Below are 15,220 nucleotides of genomic sequence, written 5' to 3'. Positions count from 1 at the left end.
TCTCGACCGTAACCCCCCTGGAGGAGGTCAGCCGGGCCGGGTCAGCTCAGCGTGGCGGTGAGGGTGATGTCCACGCCGGTCAGGGCCTTGGAGACCGGGCAGGCGCTCTTGGCCTCGTCGGCGATGCGCTGGAAGTCGGCGTCCTCGATCCCGTCGATGCTCGCCGTGACGCTCAGCGCGATGCCGGTGATGCCGCCCTCGCCGATGTTGAAGCTGACGTCAGCCGTGGTGTCGACCGAGGTGGGAGGGGTGTCGTTCTCCGCCAGCATGTTGGAGAACTGCATCGAGTAGCAGGCGGCGTGCGCGGCGCCCAGCAGCTCCTCGGGGGAGGTGGTTCCCTGCGCGGACTCCTCGGCGCGGGCCTTCCAGCTGAGATCGAGGGTGCCCAGCTTCGAGGTCTCCAGGGTGGTGGTCCCGGAACCCGAGATCAGATCGCCCTTCCAGGCGGTGGAGGCGGTGGAGGTGACGGTGCGGGGCATGGTGACTCCTTCGATCGGCGGTCGCCCAGCGCTGTCGCGAAGGGCGCTCGCTGTCCACCGTAGCCCCGACCTCCGGCCGAGGGGAGGGGCCCATGGTCCCGCCAGCGTCCGGCCAGCGCGTTCGGGGGTCGGTGAGCTGCGGCGAACGGCAGTCAGCAGAGATCCGCAGGGATCAGCAGGGAACGACGCACAGCAGGGGGCGACGAGCAGTGGCGACCGATGGTCAGCGGGGCAGAGTTGGGGGAATGGCCCGGGCGATTCCCCCAACTTTGCCCCGCTCACGGTGAGAGATGGGTGCGGGCGGGGGCGGGGGAGCGCTGCGGGGGACGGAGTGCCGCCGGGGGTGGGGTGCCGCGCGGGTTACTGCAGGGACTCGAACTTGCGGATCCAGGCCGAGCCGATGGGGTTGGCGTCGGCCATCATGATCACGAAGCGGTCCCCGGCGATCTCGGCGACCTCGGTCAGCGCCACGCGGCGCTCGTGCTCGAGGGAATGGTCCAGGCGGCGCACCCCGTCGGCGATCACCTTCGCGAAGGTGTCGGTGCGGCCCAGGAACGCCACGAAGGGCATGTCGAACTTCTCGGAATAGCGGGCGGAGAGGTCGCGCACCGCCAGGATGTCCTCGTCCGACAGGTTCTCCAGCGCGAAGGAGCCCACGTCCTGGCTGATCACGCCGGCCTGCTCCTCGTCGGCGGTCACCAGGGTGGCCATGTCGGGGTAGCTCGCCACCAGGGAGTCCTGCTCGGCGCGGTCCGCGGAGAGCACCTCGTCCTCGATGGCCGCGCGCAGAGCGGGGGCGTCGGCGAAGGGGCGCGACTCCCAGGCCTGCTCGAGCGGCCAGGTCGCCCCGTTGAACAGCGACCCGAAGGTGCTCACGAAGGTCTCGCGAGCCATGTCGTTGACCTCGGAGATGCCGATGCGCTCGCCGGCGGCGGTGGTGGTGACCTTGGAGCCCTGCTGGCCGCCGATGTGGAAGAAGAGCACGTTGAGCACGATCGCGGTGATTGCGCCGACGGTCACGCCCGAGGAGACGAACACCTGTGCCCAGGCGGGGAACACGCCCGCGATGTCGGGCTTGAAGCTGACCAGCATCGCCAGGCCCAGCGAGGTGCCCACGATGACCGAGTTGCGGTTGTCGGTGAGATCGACCTTGGACAGGGTCTGGACGCCCACGAGCGCCACCGAGGCGAAGAGGGCGAGGGAGGCGCCGCCCAGCACGGGGGAGGGGATCGCCTCCACGACGGCGCCGGCCTTGGGCAGCACACCGAGCACGATCATGATCACGCCGGCCCCGGCCACCACCCAGCGGGACTTCACCCGGGTCAGGCGCACCAGGCCGATGTTCTGGGCGAAGCAGGTGTACGGGAAGGAGTTCAGCACGCCGCCCAGCAGCGTGGAGAGACCGTCGGCCCGGATCGCCTCGGAGATGTTCTTGGGCCGGATCCGCTTGCCGACGATCTCGCCCGCGGCGAAGACGTCGCCGGTGGTCTCGACCATGGTGATCAGCATGACGATGATCATCGAGACGATCGCGGTGAGCGAGAAGGTGGGGATGCCGAAGTAGAACGGTGTGGTGACGCCGAAGGCGGAGGCCTCGGTGACGCCGCCGAAGGAGGTGTCGCCCAGGATCACCGCGACGGCGGTGCCGATCACGAGGCCCAGCAGCACCGCGATCGTGCCGAGGAAGCCGCGGAAGAACCGCTGCACCAGCACGATGATCCCCAGCGTGCCCAGGGCGTAGGCGATGTCGCGGCCGGCCGGGACGCCCTCGGCGTAGTTGGTGATGTCCCCGGCGGAGACGCCCAGCAGCGTGATGCCCATCGTGGTCAGCACGGTGCCGATCGCCACCGGCGGGAAGAACCGCAGGATCTTCGCGAAGTACGGGGCCACCAGGAAGGTGAACAGGCCCGCCACGATGATCGAGCCGTAGATCATCGGCAGACCCTCGACGCCGCCCTCACCACCGGTCGCGGCCAGGCCGATCGCGATGATCGGGCTCACCGCGGTGGTGGTCACGCCCTGGATGATCGGCAGGCGCACGCCCACCTTCCAGAAGCCCACCGACTGGATCAGCGTCGCGATGCCGCAGGTGAACAGGTCCGCGTTGATCAGGTGGATGGTCTGCTCCGCCGTCAGGCCCAGGCCCGAGGCGATCAGCAGCGGCACGATGACCGCGCCGGCGTAGAAGGCCAGCACGTGCTGGAGGGACAGCACGCCGAGCCGGGCAGGAGGAGGCACCTGGTCCACGGGATGCGTGCGGGGCGTCTCGAGCGCGGGTGAGGCGGTGGTCATGGGCCGTCCTTGGGGATCCAGCGGGTGAAGGGAGGGGGAGCCGGGAGAGCAGGGGAGGCCCCGCGCATCAGGGTAGGGCCCGGAGGGTTCTCGAGGCCGCCCAGGATCACGCCTCGGCCGCTGGACGCCCCCGAACGAGAGGCACCCCACGCGCTCTGCGGAACCGGCGGCCGGACGGGCGTGACGCGTGACATCAGGGGCAACAGATGGCCCTTCTGCGCGTCGCGGTGTAGAAGGGAGGCGTGAGCACCTCCCCGTCGTCGACCCCGCCCTCGACTCCGCCCTCGACGCCGCCGTCGGCCCAGCCCTCGAACCAGCCGTCGACCCCAGCCCCTGCTGCGCCCGCCCGTGCCGCCGCTGTCGGCGGTGTGCTCGCGGTGCTGGCCGTCGGCGTCATCGCCGTGAACCTGCGTCCCGGGGCGACCAGCATCGGGCCGCTCATGGAGGACATCGTCGGCGCGTTCGGTCAGGGCGCGATCGCCTCGGGCCTGCTCACCGCCCTGCCCTGCATCGCCTTCGGCGTCTTCGGCTTCCTGGCCGTCCCGATCTCCCGCCGGCTGGGCCTGACCGGCACCATCGTCGCCTCCTTCGTGCTGGTGGCGCTCGGGCTCCTGCTGCGGCCCGCCGCCAGCAGCTTCGGCATGTTCCTCGCCCTGTCGCTGCTGGTGCTCATCGGGCCGGCCCTCGGCAACGTGGTGGTGCCCGCCTGGATCAAGCAGCACGGCGGACTGCGCACCGTGGGCCTCATGACGCTGTACAGCGTGACCCTCGCGATCGGCGGCTCCGCGGGGGCCGCGTTCGCGGTGCCGCTGGCGGGCGGTGCGGCCGACGGGTGGCGCGACTCGCTCCAGTTCTGGGGGATGGTCGCCGTCGTCCCCGTCGTGGTCTGGGCCGTTGCGCTCACGCGCACCGGGCACGACTTCCCGCCCGCCCCGCCGAGCGGCGACCTGCCCGGCTCTCTGCTGCGCTCGCCGACGGCGATCGCGCTGACCGTCATGTTCGGCGTGCAGTCCACGAACGCCTACACCCAGTTCGGGATGCTGCCCCAGATCCTCACCTCCTCCGGCCTCACGCCCACGCGGGCGGGGTTCATCATCGCGGTGATCTCCGGCTGGGGGATCGTGGGCGGGCTCGTCATGCCCACCGTCATCTCCCGCTTCCGTCGGCTGCCCTGGCTGGTCGCGGGCTTCGGCGTGCTCACCACGATCGGCTACCTCGGCTTCTGGCTGGCGCCGGCCGCGAGCCCGCTGCTGTGGGCCTGCATCCTGGGGATCGGTGGCTTCGCCTTCCCCACCGCGATCGCCCTGCTGCCCGCCCGCACCCGGTCCGCCCGGGTGACCGCCCGGCTGGCCGGGATGGCCCAGCCCCTGGGCTATGTGTTCGCGGCGATCGGTCCGATCGCCGCCGGCGCCCTGCTGGACACGACCGGATCGGTGCCGGCCGTGCTGCTCTTCCTCGCCCTGACCGGCATCGTCCTCGCCGTCGCGGGCTATCGGGCGGCGCTGCCGCGGATGGTCGACGACGAGATCGCCGGCTGACCTCGGCCGGCACCGCGCTGCGCGACGAGCCGCCCGGCGATTCGTGGGAAGATGCCGTCATGAGCATCGTCAGCACGCTGCGCATCCTGGCGTCCCAGCGACCGTCCCTCCCGTCCCGCGCCATCGCGGCTCCTGCTCGCGTGGAGCGTCGGCGGCCGCGGCATGTCCCGGTGACCTGGATCGACGCGCCCCTCGCAGCAACCGCCACCATCGTCCACCTGCACGGGGGCGGCTACGTACGCGGCGAGAGCCCGAACCACTGGGGCTGGGTCGAGGAGGTCGGTCGGCGCAGCGGCGCGGCCACCGCGATGGTCCATTACCGGATGCCCCCGCGGCACCCCTTCCCGGCCGCGATCGAGGACGTCCTGCATGCCCTCGACGCGATGGCCGAGGAGAGCCTGCTGCGTCCCGGACGCTGGGTGCTCTCCGGGGACAGTGCCGGTGGCGGCCTCGCGCTCGCCGTCGCCCAGACCCTCGCCCACTCCGGGGGCGACATCCCCGCCCTGCTGCTGCTCGAGTCCCCCTGGGCGGACCTCACCGTCCAGGTGGACGAGGAGAGCGACCACGGCACCGCGGCGCGCCTCTACGCCGGCACGGTCCCGGCGGACAACCCGCGCATCAGCCCCCTGCTGGGCGACCTCGGCACCCTGCCGCCGGTCCACCTGGTCACCGGCAGCCAGGATCCGTTCGTCACGGACTCCCGCCGGCTGCACGAGGGGATCGCCGCGGCCGGCGGCGAGGTCGAGTACCTCGAGGTGGCCGGGGCGGGCCATGACCCCGCAGTGCTCGCCTCGGGCCCGACCGGGCAGGCCGCGCGCCGCTCGCAGATCGAGGCCGTTCGCGCTGGTCTGGGTCTCCGCGCGAGCGTCTGAGTCGCCGCGCGAGCGTCAGAGCACCGCTAGGGAGCCCCCGCGGGTCACGCGTCGGCCGGGACGTTCCTCGGCAGGCGGTCGAGCGCCTCGACCAGGGGTGAGAGCTCCGGGATGTCGCGAGCTTCCTGGAGGGTCTCCTCGAGGATGCGGTCGTAGGTGGGGCGCGCCTCCTCCAGCAGGTCGACGCCCGCAGGGGTGAGCTCGGTGTAGATGCCGCGGCGGTCGTCCGCGCACAGCACCCGGGTCAGCAGGCCGCGATTCTCCAGGCGGTTGACCAGGCGTGTCGCCGCGCTCGCGGAGAGTGCGGCGGCCCTCGCGAGCTGGCTCATCCGCATGTGCCAGCCGTGCTGACGGCTGAGGGCGTCCAGCACGGTGAACTCGACGACCGACAGGGTGTGCCCCTCGCCGAGCGCCTTCTCCAGGCGGGTCTCGATCAGGCCGTGCAGCGAGGCGAGCGTGCGCCAGCCCCGGGCGCGGATCTCGAGGGAGTCATCGGCGATGCCCATGGGGCCTCCTGAGGTGTGAGCTGTCTGGTGGGTGAGCTGTCTGGGATGCGAGCAGTGGATCGCTCGTGAGCAGTGGATCGCTCCCCTCAGGATAGACGCTCTTGCAATAGCCCGCGCATGCAACTACTGTCCTCTCGTCACCACATAGTTGCATGCGCGGCATGACGGCGTGCGCGACGATATGTCTGCTCCGGATGCTGTGCCCCTTGTGGCCTGCCGCCCGGCCACCCTGAAAGGACCGCGATGCCCCTCGCACTGCTCGCCCTCGCCCTCGGAGGCTTCGGGATCGGCCTCACCGAATTCGTCATCGCCGGCCTGCTGCCCGAGGTCGCCCAGGACCTCCAGGTCAGCGAGGCCGCCGCCGGCATGCTCATCTCCGGTTACGCGCTCTCCGTGGCGGTCGGCGCGCTGGGCCTCACCGCGCTCGTGAACCGTCTGAACCGCAAGCACGTCCTGTCCGGGCTGATGATCCTGTTCATCGCCGGCAACCTCGTCTCCGCGCTCGCCCCCAGCTACGAGCTGCTGCTGCTGCTGGGCCGGATCCTCTCCGCCCTCACCCACGGCGCCTTCTTCGGGATCGGGGCGGTCGTCGCCGCCTCCCTCGTCGAGCGGTCGAAGCAGGCCGGGGCGATAGCCCTCATGTTCGGCGGTCTCACCACAGCCAACGTGCTCGGCGTTCCGCTCGGCACCCTGCTCGGCCAGCAGCTCGGCTGGCGCTCCACCTTCTGGGCCATCACCGTGATCGGCGTCCTCGCGCTGATCGGCATGCTCGTGCTGCTGCCGGACCGCCCCGTCGACAAGGGCGCCCCCGGGCTCCGCCACGAGGTCACGGCCTTCCGCAACCGGCAGGTGTGGTTCTCGCTCGGCGTCACGGTGCTCGGCTTCGGAGGCATGTTCGGTGCCTTCACGTACATCGCCTTCACCCTGACCGGGGTCTCCGGCTTCGCCTCGAGCTGGGTGCCGGGCCTGTTGATCCTCTTCGGACTGGGCATGTTCGCCGGCAACCTCCTCGGCGGGCGGGCGGCGGACCGCTCCGTGCCCCTCACCCTCGTCGTGGTGCTGTCCTCCCTGCTGGTGGTCATGATCGCCTTCGCCCTGCTCGCGGGATCGCAGATCGCCACCGTGCTGCTGCTGATGGCGATGGGGGCCTTCGGCTTCGCCACCGTCCCCGCACTGCAGACGCGGATCATGGGGGACGCGGGCGAGGCTCCCACCCTGGCCTCCGGTGCCAACATCGCCGCGTTCAACGTGGGCAACGCCCTCGGGGCCTGGCTCGGGGGCCTCGCGATCACCGCCGGAGGTGGCTACACCTCCCCGCTGTGGGTCGGGGCCGCCCTGACCGCAGGGGCACTCCTCGTGCTGGTCGTGGCGGAGAACTCGCGTCGGCGAGCGGGTCGTCCGTCGGCCGACGGGACGCAGGACATCCCGCAGTTGACCGGCATTCATGAACATGTGTGACGATACGTCTCGTAGAGCCGTCGGCCAGCACTGCCCGCAGTGCCAGCACTGTCTGCGTCGTCGGCACCGTCGAGCGGAAGGCGCATCATGCTTCTCGAACGATTCTTCGAGACCGATCTCGCGCAGGCGAGCTATCTGATCGCCTCGACCGACGCCGGTCGCGCGGTCGTCGTCGATCCTCGCCGCGACGTGCAGGGATATCTGGACCTCGCCGCCAAGCACGGCGTGAGCATCACCGATGTCACCGAGACCCACATCCATGCCGACTACCTCTCGGGCACCCGGGAGCTGGCCGCCGCCACGGGCGCCACGATCCACGTCTCCGGCCACGGCGGCGCGGACTGGTCCTACGGCTACGACGCGCACCTGCTCCACGACGGCGACGAGATCGCCGTCGGCGAGGTGCGGCTGCGCGCGCTGCACACTCCCGGGCACACCCCGGAGCACCTGAGCTTCCTGGTCACCGACGGGAGCGTCGCCGACGAGCCCGGCTACCTGCTCTCGGGCGACTTCATCTTCGCCGGGGACCTGGGCCGGCCCGACCTGCTCGACGAGGTCGCCGGGGGAGTGGACACCCGCGAGGACTCCGCCCGCACCATGTTCGCGTCGCTGCGGGACCGCTTCGTGACGCTGCCGGACCACCTCCAGGTGTTCCCCGGCCACGGCGCCGGGTCCGCCTGCGGGAAGTCGCTCGGCGCGGTGCCCTCCACGAGCGTCGGCTACGAGAAGCGCTTCGCCTGGTGGGCGCCGTTCGTCGCCGCGGGCGACGAGGCCGGGTTCATGGATCAGCTGCTGGGCGGTCAGCCCGAGGCGCACGCCTACTTCGCACGGATGAAGCGGCAGAACCGCGACGGGCCGGCCGTGCGCGGCGCCGTCGAGCCGCTGCCCGAGCTCGATCCGGCCGACGTCGCCTCCGCCCTCGCCTCCGGCGCGGCGGTCCTCCTGGACACGCGCAGTCTCGAGGAGGTGCACAGCGGCGCCGTGATCGGCGCCCTCACGGTGCCCGCGACGGCCAGCCGCTCCACCTACGCGGCCTGGACCTTCGATCCCGAGCGGGAGGACACCTCGGTGATCCTGCTGGCGCGCGACGACGACCAGGCGCAGGAGCTGCGCGACAACCTGCTGCGCGTCGGGATCGACGCCGTGGCCGGGTATGTCACCGCGCTCGGTGACCTGCCCGGCTTCGTCCCGGAGATCGTCGCCCCGGCGGACCTCGAGGGTCACCGGCACGATCTGGTGCTCGACGTGCGCGGCCGCGACGAGCACGCCGACGGGGCGGTTCCCGGCTCGCAGCAGCTCCACGGCGGGCGGGCCCTGTGGGAGCTCGAGGAGCTCCCCGAGGGCGGCCGGATCGTCGTGTACTGCCAGTCCGGGCTGCGCGCCGGGGTGGTCTCCTCCGCACTGCGCCGTGCGGGCTACGACATCGTCGAGCTCGAGGGCAGCTACGCCGGCTGGTCGCGGTGGGCTGACGCGGCAGGGACTGAGGCAGCAGAGACTGAGGCAGCAGGGGTGGGGACAACCACGGAGGCGGCGGCCGGGGCAGAGGACGTCGTGGACGCCCGCTAATCTGATCCCATGACCCGCGGCGACCAGCCTCCTGATGACCAGGCGATTCGGGGCGGCAGCTCGTCGGCCGTCCCCGAGATCCGTGACCTGCTGCTCGCGCACACCTCCGCCGGGACCCTGCGGATCGTGCTCCAGCAGCTGACCCTCCGCGACGAGGGCCGCGAGGTCGGGGTGCATGAGGTGATCGATGCGGTCACCGACGTGGGCGGCAACCTCGTGACGTTCTCCCTGCGGGCCTCCGTGCACGGCGACCCCGAGGACTCGGCCCGGCTGGAGGCGGCGATCCGTCGGCTGCGCGAGGACATCGCCGCCGACCCGGCACGACCGATCGACAGCCTCGTCGTGATCCTCGACGGGGACGGGCGGCACCGGGTGAGCGTCGACAGCGGGCTGGAGATCCCCCCGCAGGATGCGGCCGCCCACCTCGCGCTCCGCGACGGAGCCCACCACATCTCGCACGAGTCGCCTGCGCTGGATGACCTGCGGGACCGGCTCGCGGGCCCTCCGCCCAGCCTGCTGCGACGGGGCCGTGACCTGGTGCGCGGGTGGCTGCGTCCCTCCGGCTGAGCCGACTTCTGCGGCGCCTCGGACCGGACGCCTCAGATCGGGCGCATCCCCTGCGTGGTCGCCGCGGGCAGCTCCACGCCGATGGCCCGTGCCAGTGTCACGCCCAGATCGGCCCATGACCCCTCGACGTCCGACGTCGGCAGCCCGGGCCCGCGGGCGACCGCGACCGTGCGGGCCGAGGGATCCGTGGCGGCGCGGGGCCCGTCGTCGTAGGGATCACCGCCGTCCACCAGCGAGCGCCGCGTGGCCGAGAGCCCGAGGACGGTTCCCGGGGAGCCCTCGAGCACCGCGATGACGTCGGTCTCCGCGGACGCCCCGGCTCCGCCGTCAACCCGGCGCAGGCTCAGCCGGGGAAGGTCGTCGCGCCGGTCGTCCGCCTCCTGTGCGGCCAGGTCGTTCCGCCGCGCGAGGTCGACGAGATCGGTCAGCGCCGCGAGAGCGGACTCCCGCACGGCCTCCCCCTCGTCCCGGCGCACGTGCAGCACGCCGCGCGGCCCGTCGGGCCACACCAGCGCGCGCACATCCTGCAGCCGCGGACCGTCGGCGCGCAGCAGACCGCGCTCGGCGAGCACCGCATTGGGATGCACCCGCAGATCCGTCGGGACCAGCGGCCTGCCCGGCACCAGCACCACACGGTCTGCGTCGTCCGGGGCGAAGGAGGTGAGCACCTGGTCCAGGGCATCGATCGTGTCGGCGAGAGCGCGAGAGGGATCGGGGCCGGTCATGCCCGCCCGACGGCGCACGGACCCGAGGCCGGTCAGGCGCAGGGCGAGGAGATCGACGGGTCCGAGCCGCAGGCAGTCCGCCGCGATCTCGGCGACCAGGTCGTCCGGCGGGACCTGCGAGAGCTGCACCCCGGCCTCCCGTCGTGCCGTGAGGTGCTCGGCGACCATCCGCGGCGAGCTGGTGGCCTCGGCCATCTCCCAGCGATGGCGATAGCGGTGCGGATCCTCGGTCAACGGCAGGCAGAGGTCGATGTCGGCGCCGGCCGTCGCCGGCCACTGCAGGGCGGCGGTGACCAGTCCCTGCTCGCGGGCCTGGTCGAACAGGGTGGGCACCCTGAGCGAGTCCGCGTACCAGTCGGAGCGCGCCGTGGCCGGTCCGGTGGAGAAGGGATGCTGGGTGGTCACCCCGGCCCGAGCGGGAGAGGTTCCCGTGACCAGGGAGAGCAGCGTCGGGACGGACTCGGTGGAGCCGCCCGGGGGGATCTGCAGGCGCGTGGCGGCGCCCGACGGCCCCTCCGACACGCCCCCGAAAAGTCCCCCGCGCAGCGATGCTCGCTCGGCGAGGTGGGGGAGGTCCTGCTCGTCGAGTCCGTCGACGGCGATGATCAGCGTGCGGCCGGACGTCACAAGGGCCCCTCTCGGCGGGATCGACGGACGGTGTCCCGACCACCGTAGGGCGGGGGTGTTGCCGGGGCGCGAGGTCGGGGTGAGCACGTGGCCACCTCCTGGTGAACACCGTGCGCCTCGGCGGACGCCTGGTCAGGCGCAGGCCGCGTTCGTCGCGTCGTCCCCGGTCAGTGCCGCCGACCCGGGATCCAGCAGGTCCTCCCGCGCGATGCGGGGAGCCGCGATCACGGTCGCCATCGTGGCCCGCTGCGCGGCGCGCTGCTCCACGGTGTCCGCGAGGGCCGGCACGACGAGCCCGCCGGATTCGCCGACGGCGCATGCATCCAGACCATGGATGGTGGCGCGGAGGGCGGCGGTGGAGATGGAGCCCGCGACAGCGCTGGTTCCTGTGTCCGTCTCTGACTCTGCCTCTGTCTCTGTCCCGGTGCGGAGGGTCGCCACGATGCCCACGCGGTAGGCGACCACGCCCACGGCGCGGGTGGCGGTGTCCAGCACCGTCCACGCGATGGTGCCGCCCAGCAGGAGCGCCGGGGCGCCGTCGTGATCGGCGCGGAACCAGTCCATCGACAGCGCGGGGCGTCCGACGCTCGCGAAACCCTCCGCGGGGGCGAAGCAGTAGACCTGGCGATCGCCGCCGTCCCAGGCGGACTGCAGGAGGTCCCGCCAGTACTCGGGACTCGCGGAGCGGACATGCTCGAGGGTGGCCGCGTCGTCGAGCCCGCGGACCGCGCCGGGGGAGAGGTAGGCGGCCTCGAGGAAGGAGATCAGCGACTGACGGGCCGGGTCCAGGACCGCATCGTCGTCCCCGAGCTCCCCCCAGGTCTCCAGCTCCGACGCCGCGCCGGCGATCGGCAGGGCCAGCACGTCGTCCGCCGTGCGCCCGTCCCAGCGCACCTCATCGAGGTGGGCCAGCGGGTCCCGTGGGACATCGCCCGAGGTGGGGACCGGAGCCGGATCGCGACCGCATCCCGCCGCGAGCAGGATCGCACCGGAGGCGGCGACCAGGCCGGCGAGGTCCCGTCGGCGCAGCGAGGAGACGGGCGGAGCTGTCATCGCGTGCGGAGCCGTCGTCGACTGCGGAGTCATCGGTGGTCGTGGGGTCATCGCCGGCCGGGGGTGGAGGGATCCGCGCGCCCGGCCTCGGCGTCGAGCCGGTAGCGGACGTCGTCGGCCCGACCTCGGTCGCGCCGCGTGGCCCGGTCCACCAGCTCCCGGGTGTCGTGGCCAGGCTCCTCGGACTGCAGCACAGCCCAGGCCAGGAGGCCGATGGTGAGCACGGCGGTGAGGGCCAGGAGGATGCCCAGGATCGGCCAGGAGAAGGCGACGGGATCCCAGAACGGATCGCTCCGGAAGGGTGCGGCCAGGACCACGAGAACCCCCATCCGGTCGTGGTGCGCAGGGGCCCGGGGACGGTCCCGGGCCCACAGAGATGAAGGTCAGCATAGCTGTCGGGCGTTTCGTGGTTATGCTGGGGAAGTTATGGCTGATGTGATCGTCGGGCGCTTCGCCCTCATCGACCTGATCGCCAAGGGCGGTTCCGGGTCTGTCTGGCGTGCCTGGGATTCGAAGACCAAGGAGCTGTGCGCGGCGAAGGTGCTGCGCCAGCGCGACTCCGCCGATCTCATGCGCTTCGTGCGCGAGAAGGGCGTCAGCTTCGACCACCCCCATCTCCTGACCCCCTACGGCTGGGGTGCGGAGGACGAGCACGTGGTGATCGCGATGCCGCTGGCCTCCGGCGGCACCCTCGAATCCGTGGTCAAGACGCGCGGCAAGCTCGCCGAGCCCGCCGTGGTCGTGCTCCTGGACCAGCTGCTCGACGGGCTCTCCCATATCCACGCCGAGGGCTGGATCCATCGGGACGTGAAGCCGGCGAACATCATGTTCGAGCCGCGCGGCCGCGCCGCGCCCGTCTCCCGACTCGCGGACTTCGGCATCGCCGTGCACGAGACCGATGTGCGCTTCACGCATGTGGGCATGGTCAACGGCACCCCCGGCTACATGGCACCGGAGCTGTTCGCGATGGCCGAGCCCGTGCCCTCCCACGATCTCTACGCCGCGGGCGTGGTGGCGATGGTGGCCCTGAACGGCCCGATCAAGCTCCATGACGGCTCCTTCCGGCCCGACGAGCTCACCCAGTACCTGCGCGGGGTGACCCCGAAGCTGTCCGCGGTGATCCGCAAGCTCGTCGCCGCCCAGCCCGAGGACCGCTACCAGGACGCCGACTCGGTGCGCCGCGATCTGCCGCGCGTGCCGCAGGGCTACCCCCTGGCCCACGCCGACGGCAGTCCGCTCGATCTCCGCGACACCCTGGACCCGCTGCCGGCGGACGCTCCCGGGGCGGTGCGACCCGAGCGGCCCGTTCCCCAGGTCAACCCCTCCTCGCTCGAGGCGATCCGAGCCGGCCAGGTCCAGCAGGGCTTCTCCTCCGGCTCGCCGTCCCCGCAGACAGGACCGCAGTGGGCCGGGCAGCAGACGTCGGCGCAGCGCCAGCCCGGTCAGTACGCCCCCACCCAGCAGGGGACAGCCCCGTACGGGGCTCCGCAGCAGGGACCGGGACCGCAGCAGGGAGCGGGGCCGCAGAGCGGGATGCAGCAGCAGTACTCGCCGCAGCAGTACTCGCCGTCGTCCGGCCCCCGTCCGGGCGTCCAGTCCCCGTCGGGCGCCGCCACCTCCCACGGTGGGGTCAACGGGGTCAAGGACCGCAGCACCCTGATCGCCGTGGGCCTCGGGATCGCCGCGGCGGTCGTGCTCGGCGTGATCGTGGCCATCACCTTGCTGATGATCTTCCCCAACGACTCCGCACTCGGCGCAGGCGGCGACGGTGCGGGCGCTGCCGGTGCTGGCACCAGCAGCATCGACGCGGCCTTCGCCGAGGTCGACCCCGGCCAGGAATGCGCTGAGCAGGACGAAGGGGTCATCGCCCTCACGCCCGAGGGTGACTACATCTCCTGCACCCTCGCCGACGACGGCGACGGGTACGCCTTCGCCTGAGCGGCCGACCGGCCTCAGCGCGGTGCGACCGCCGTGGTGTCCAGGGACTGCACGAGCGCCTCGCGCCGGGGGTCCATGAGCAGGTCGATGCGCAGGGAGGGGGCGCCGTCCCCGACACCGGGCAGCACCCAGCGCAGCTGCGCACGGCTGATCGCCGTCGCATCCTCCGCGCGCAGGGACGCCAGGGCGTCCGAGCTGTTCGTGCCCAGACCCGTCGCGGCGAGGGCAGTGTCCAGGCGTCGGCGGCGCTCGGCGCGGGAGGTGTCGAGGTCCATGTTGTCCGCGAACCAGGCGTCGGCCACGGAGTCCTCCCCGGTGCGCAGCCAGTCCAGGGCGGCCGAGGCGGCCTCGAGGGTGCGGGGTGCCGCCTGCGTCGCGGCGGGGGCGAGCAGGGCCGGGGCCTCGCGCTGCAGGATCCGCAGGGCCTGCATCGACAGCGGGACGGCGGGGGCGTACTTGGAGTTGGCGAGCGCCACGATGCCCACGCCGGTGGGGCGGTGCCACACCATGAACGAGCCGTACCCGGGGTATCCGCCGGAGTGGGAGATGATCTCGCCGAGGTCGGGGAACTGCTCGACGACCAGCCCGAAGCCGTACCCTCGGATCCGGTCGAAGCCGGGCGAACGGCCGTCCTCGCCGGCGGGGAGGGCGGGCATCCGGTGGTGGCGCTTGAGCTGCTGCATCTCGCGGCGCGAGGCCGACGAGAGCAGTGCCTGCTCGCGGGTCGCAGAATCCGGGGCATCGGCGGCGGCGAGGAAGCGCACCCAGGTGGCGACGTCGTCGACCGTGGAGAACAGGCCGGCCATCGCGCCGTACACGCCGGGGGAGTCCAGCGGCACCGGCTCGAAGCGGGTGGCGTCGGTGCGGTCGGCCAGGCGGTGACCGGTGGCGACGCGGGAGGCGTCCAGGGTGGAGGTCTCGAAGGCGGTGTCCGCCATGCCCAGCGGCTCCAGGAAGCGCTCGCGGATCTGCGCGGTGTAGTCCGAGCCCGTGACCTCGTCGATCACGCGGCCCAGCAGGGCGTATCCGGTGTTGGAGTACTCGAAGCCGGTGTCGGGGTGGTGCACATGTCCGAGCCCGCCGGCGAGCAGCGCCGCGAACTCCTCGCGGGTCATGGCCTCCTGCCGGTCGCCCCACGGGTTGTCGGTGACCAGACCTCCACCCATGGTGAGCAGGTGGCGCAGGGTGGGCTCGGGGTCGTCGGAGGCGAGCTCGAAGGCCCCGGCGGCCTCGGGCACGTAGGCGCTCACCGGATCGTCCAGGCGGAGCTTCCCCTCATCGCGCAGGGCGAGGAGTGTCGCGGCGGTGAAGGACTTCGTCATCGAGGCGATGCGGGAGATCGTGGCCCCGTCCATGGGGGCGGACCCGGCGGCGAGCTGTCCGGCGTCCAGCTCGCGGTAGCCGGCGGCGCCGTGCGCGAGGACAGCCTGCTCGTGGTCGTGCCCGCCGATGATCGCCCAGGTCACCCCGGAGGTCCTGTGGCCGGCGACGGCCTCCTCGAACAGGGCGGAGATCGCGGCGAGGGCGGCAGGGGGCACCGTGGTGCTGGGGGTGCCGGGCGTGCTGGGACGGGGAGCGGTGGAGCTGGAGGGCATGGAT

Annotated in this window: 13 protein-coding genes; 6 read left to right on the top strand and 7 right to left on the bottom strand. The window is 72.4% G+C overall.

The annotated features are described in order from the left end of the window. Positions 1 to 41 precede the first annotated feature (41 nt). Both ABD093_RS09795 and ABD093_RS09790 read right to left on the bottom strand, forming a co-directional pair. The gene (locus ABD093_RS09795; protein ID WP_343924123.1) at positions 42 to 479 is read right to left on the bottom strand and encodes an OsmC family peroxiredoxin; all 438 of its coding nucleotides are present in this window, start codon (positions 477 to 479) and stop codon (positions 42 to 44) included. A 360-nt stretch (positions 480 to 839) separates the two neighbouring features. Further along, complete coding sequence (locus ABD093_RS09790) at positions 840 to 2,771, bottom strand: solute carrier family 23 protein (protein WP_343924121.1); 1,932 nt, start codon at positions 2,769 to 2,771, stop codon at positions 840 to 842. A 242-nt stretch (positions 2,772 to 3,013) separates the two neighbouring features. Here ABD093_RS09790 and ABD093_RS09785 point away from each other — a divergent pair, with 242 nt between their 5' ends. Continuing rightward, a complete protein-coding gene (locus ABD093_RS09785) occupies positions 3,014 to 4,309 on the top strand; it encodes an MFS transporter (RefSeq protein ID WP_343924119.1) in 1,296 nt (431 codons plus the stop codon). Positions 4,310 to 4,368: 59 nt separating this feature from the next. Continuing rightward, positions 4,369 to 5,181, top strand: a complete 813-nt coding sequence (locus ABD093_RS09780; RefSeq protein WP_343924117.1) for an alpha/beta hydrolase — start codon at positions 4,369 to 4,371, stop codon at positions 5,179 to 5,181. Between the two features lie 44 nt (positions 5,182 to 5,225). Here the strand turns inward: ABD093_RS09780 and ABD093_RS09775 are convergent, their stop codons facing one another. Continuing rightward, positions 5,226 to 5,687, bottom strand: coding sequence for a MarR family winged helix-turn-helix transcriptional regulator (locus ABD093_RS09775; protein WP_343924115.1), 462 nt, complete (start codon positions 5,685 to 5,687; stop codon positions 5,226 to 5,228). Between the two features lie 243 nt (positions 5,688 to 5,930). Here ABD093_RS09775 and ABD093_RS09770 point away from each other — a divergent pair, with 243 nt between their 5' ends. The 3 genes from ABD093_RS09770 (at position 5,931) to ABD093_RS09760 (ending at position 9,278) form a co-directional block, all read left to right on the top strand. After that, entirely contained in the window at positions 5,931 to 7,145 is a 1,215-nt protein-coding gene (locus tag ABD093_RS09770) for an MFS transporter (protein WP_343924113.1), read from the top strand. Positions 7,146 to 7,232: 87 nt separating this feature from the next. Beyond that, positions 7,233 to 8,711, top strand: coding sequence for an MBL fold metallo-hydrolase (locus ABD093_RS09765; protein WP_343924111.1), 1,479 nt, complete (start codon positions 7,233 to 7,235; stop codon positions 8,709 to 8,711). A gap of 9 nt (positions 8,712 to 8,720) precedes the next feature. After that, positions 8,721 to 9,278 carry a hypothetical protein gene (locus ABD093_RS09760; RefSeq protein WP_343924109.1) on the top strand — a complete coding sequence of 186 codons (558 nt, stop codon included), beginning with the start codon at positions 8,721 to 8,723 and terminating at the stop codon, positions 9,276 to 9,278. A 32-nt stretch (positions 9,279 to 9,310) separates the two neighbouring features. Here the strand turns inward: ABD093_RS09760 and ABD093_RS09755 are convergent, their stop codons facing one another. The 3 genes from ABD093_RS09755 to ABD093_RS09745 all read right to left on the bottom strand — a co-directional run bounded on the left by ABD093_RS09755 (position 9,311) and on the right by ABD093_RS09745 (position 12,012). Next, entirely contained in the window at positions 9,311 to 10,630 is a 1,320-nt protein-coding gene (locus ABD093_RS09755; protein WP_193115726.1) for an alkaline phosphatase family protein, read from the bottom strand. Positions 10,631 to 10,762: 132 nt separating this feature from the next. After that, a complete protein-coding gene (locus ABD093_RS09750) occupies positions 10,763 to 11,716 on the bottom strand; it encodes a hypothetical protein (protein ID WP_343924107.1) in 954 nt (317 codons plus the stop codon). Positions 11,717 to 11,730: 14 nt separating this feature from the next. After that, complete coding sequence (locus ABD093_RS09745) at positions 11,731 to 12,012, bottom strand: hypothetical protein (RefSeq protein WP_193115724.1); 282 nt, start codon at positions 12,010 to 12,012, stop codon at positions 11,731 to 11,733. A 97-nt stretch (positions 12,013 to 12,109) separates the two neighbouring features. On the opposite strand from ABD093_RS09745, the gene ABD093_RS09740 reads away from it, so the two are divergent. Continuing rightward, entirely contained in the window at positions 12,110 to 13,621 is a 1,512-nt protein-coding gene (locus ABD093_RS09740; protein ID WP_193115723.1) for a serine/threonine protein kinase, read from the top strand. 14 nt (positions 13,622 to 13,635) lie between these two features. Here ABD093_RS09740 and ABD093_RS09735 read toward each other — a convergent pair whose 3' ends face one another. Further along, positions 13,636 to 15,216, bottom strand: coding sequence for a serine hydrolase domain-containing protein (locus ABD093_RS09735; protein ID WP_193115722.1), 1,581 nt, complete (start codon positions 15,214 to 15,216; stop codon positions 13,636 to 13,638). Between the last annotated feature and the right edge of the window lie 4 nt (positions 15,217 to 15,220).

The sequence above is a fragment of the Brachybacterium tyrofermentans genome, from assembly GCF_039526165.1.
GTDB classification, from domain to species: Bacteria; Actinomycetota; Actinomycetes; order Actinomycetales; family Dermabacteraceae; genus Brachybacterium; species Brachybacterium tyrofermentans.
This window is presented reverse-complemented; position numbering and strand designations above follow the sequence as displayed.

Bases quoted from the DNA above. Each gene is read 5' to 3' on its own strand.
- ABD093_RS09795 (WP_343924123.1), bottom strand. From the start codon at position 479: ATGCCCCGCACCGTCACCTCCACCGCCTCCACCGCCTGGAAGGGCGAT.
- ABD093_RS09790 (WP_343924121.1), bottom strand. From the start codon at position 2,771: ATGACCACCGCCTCACCCGCGCTCGAGACGCCCCGCACGCATCCCGTG.
- ABD093_RS09780 (WP_343924117.1), top strand. From the start codon at position 4,369: ATGAGCATCGTCAGCACGCTGCGCATCCTGGCGTCCCAGCGACCGTCC.
- ABD093_RS09775 (WP_343924115.1), bottom strand. From the start codon at position 5,687: ATGGGCATCGCCGATGACTCCCTCGAGATCCGCGCCCGGGGCTGGCGC.
- ABD093_RS09770 (WP_343924113.1), top strand. From the start codon at position 5,931: ATGCCCCTCGCACTGCTCGCCCTCGCCCTCGGAGGCTTCGGGATCGGC.
- ABD093_RS09765 (WP_343924111.1), top strand. From the start codon at position 7,233: ATGCTTCTCGAACGATTCTTCGAGACCGATCTCGCGCAGGCGAGCTAT.
- ABD093_RS09760 (WP_343924109.1), top strand. From the start codon at position 8,721: ATGACCCGCGGCGACCAGCCTCCTGATGACCAGGCGATTCGGGGCGGC.
- ABD093_RS09750 (WP_343924107.1), bottom strand. From the start codon at position 11,716: ATGACTCCGCAGTCGACGACGGCTCCGCACGCGATGACAGCTCCGCCC.
- ABD093_RS09745 (WP_193115724.1), bottom strand. From the start codon at position 12,012: ATGGGGGTTCTCGTGGTCCTGGCCGCACCCTTCCGGAGCGATCCGTTC.
- ABD093_RS09740 (WP_193115723.1), top strand. From the start codon at position 12,110: ATGGCTGATGTGATCGTCGGGCGCTTCGCCCTCATCGACCTGATCGCC.
- ABD093_RS09735 (WP_193115722.1), bottom strand. From the start codon at position 15,216: ATGCCCTCCAGCTCCACCGCTCCCCGTCCCAGCACGCCCGGCACCCCC.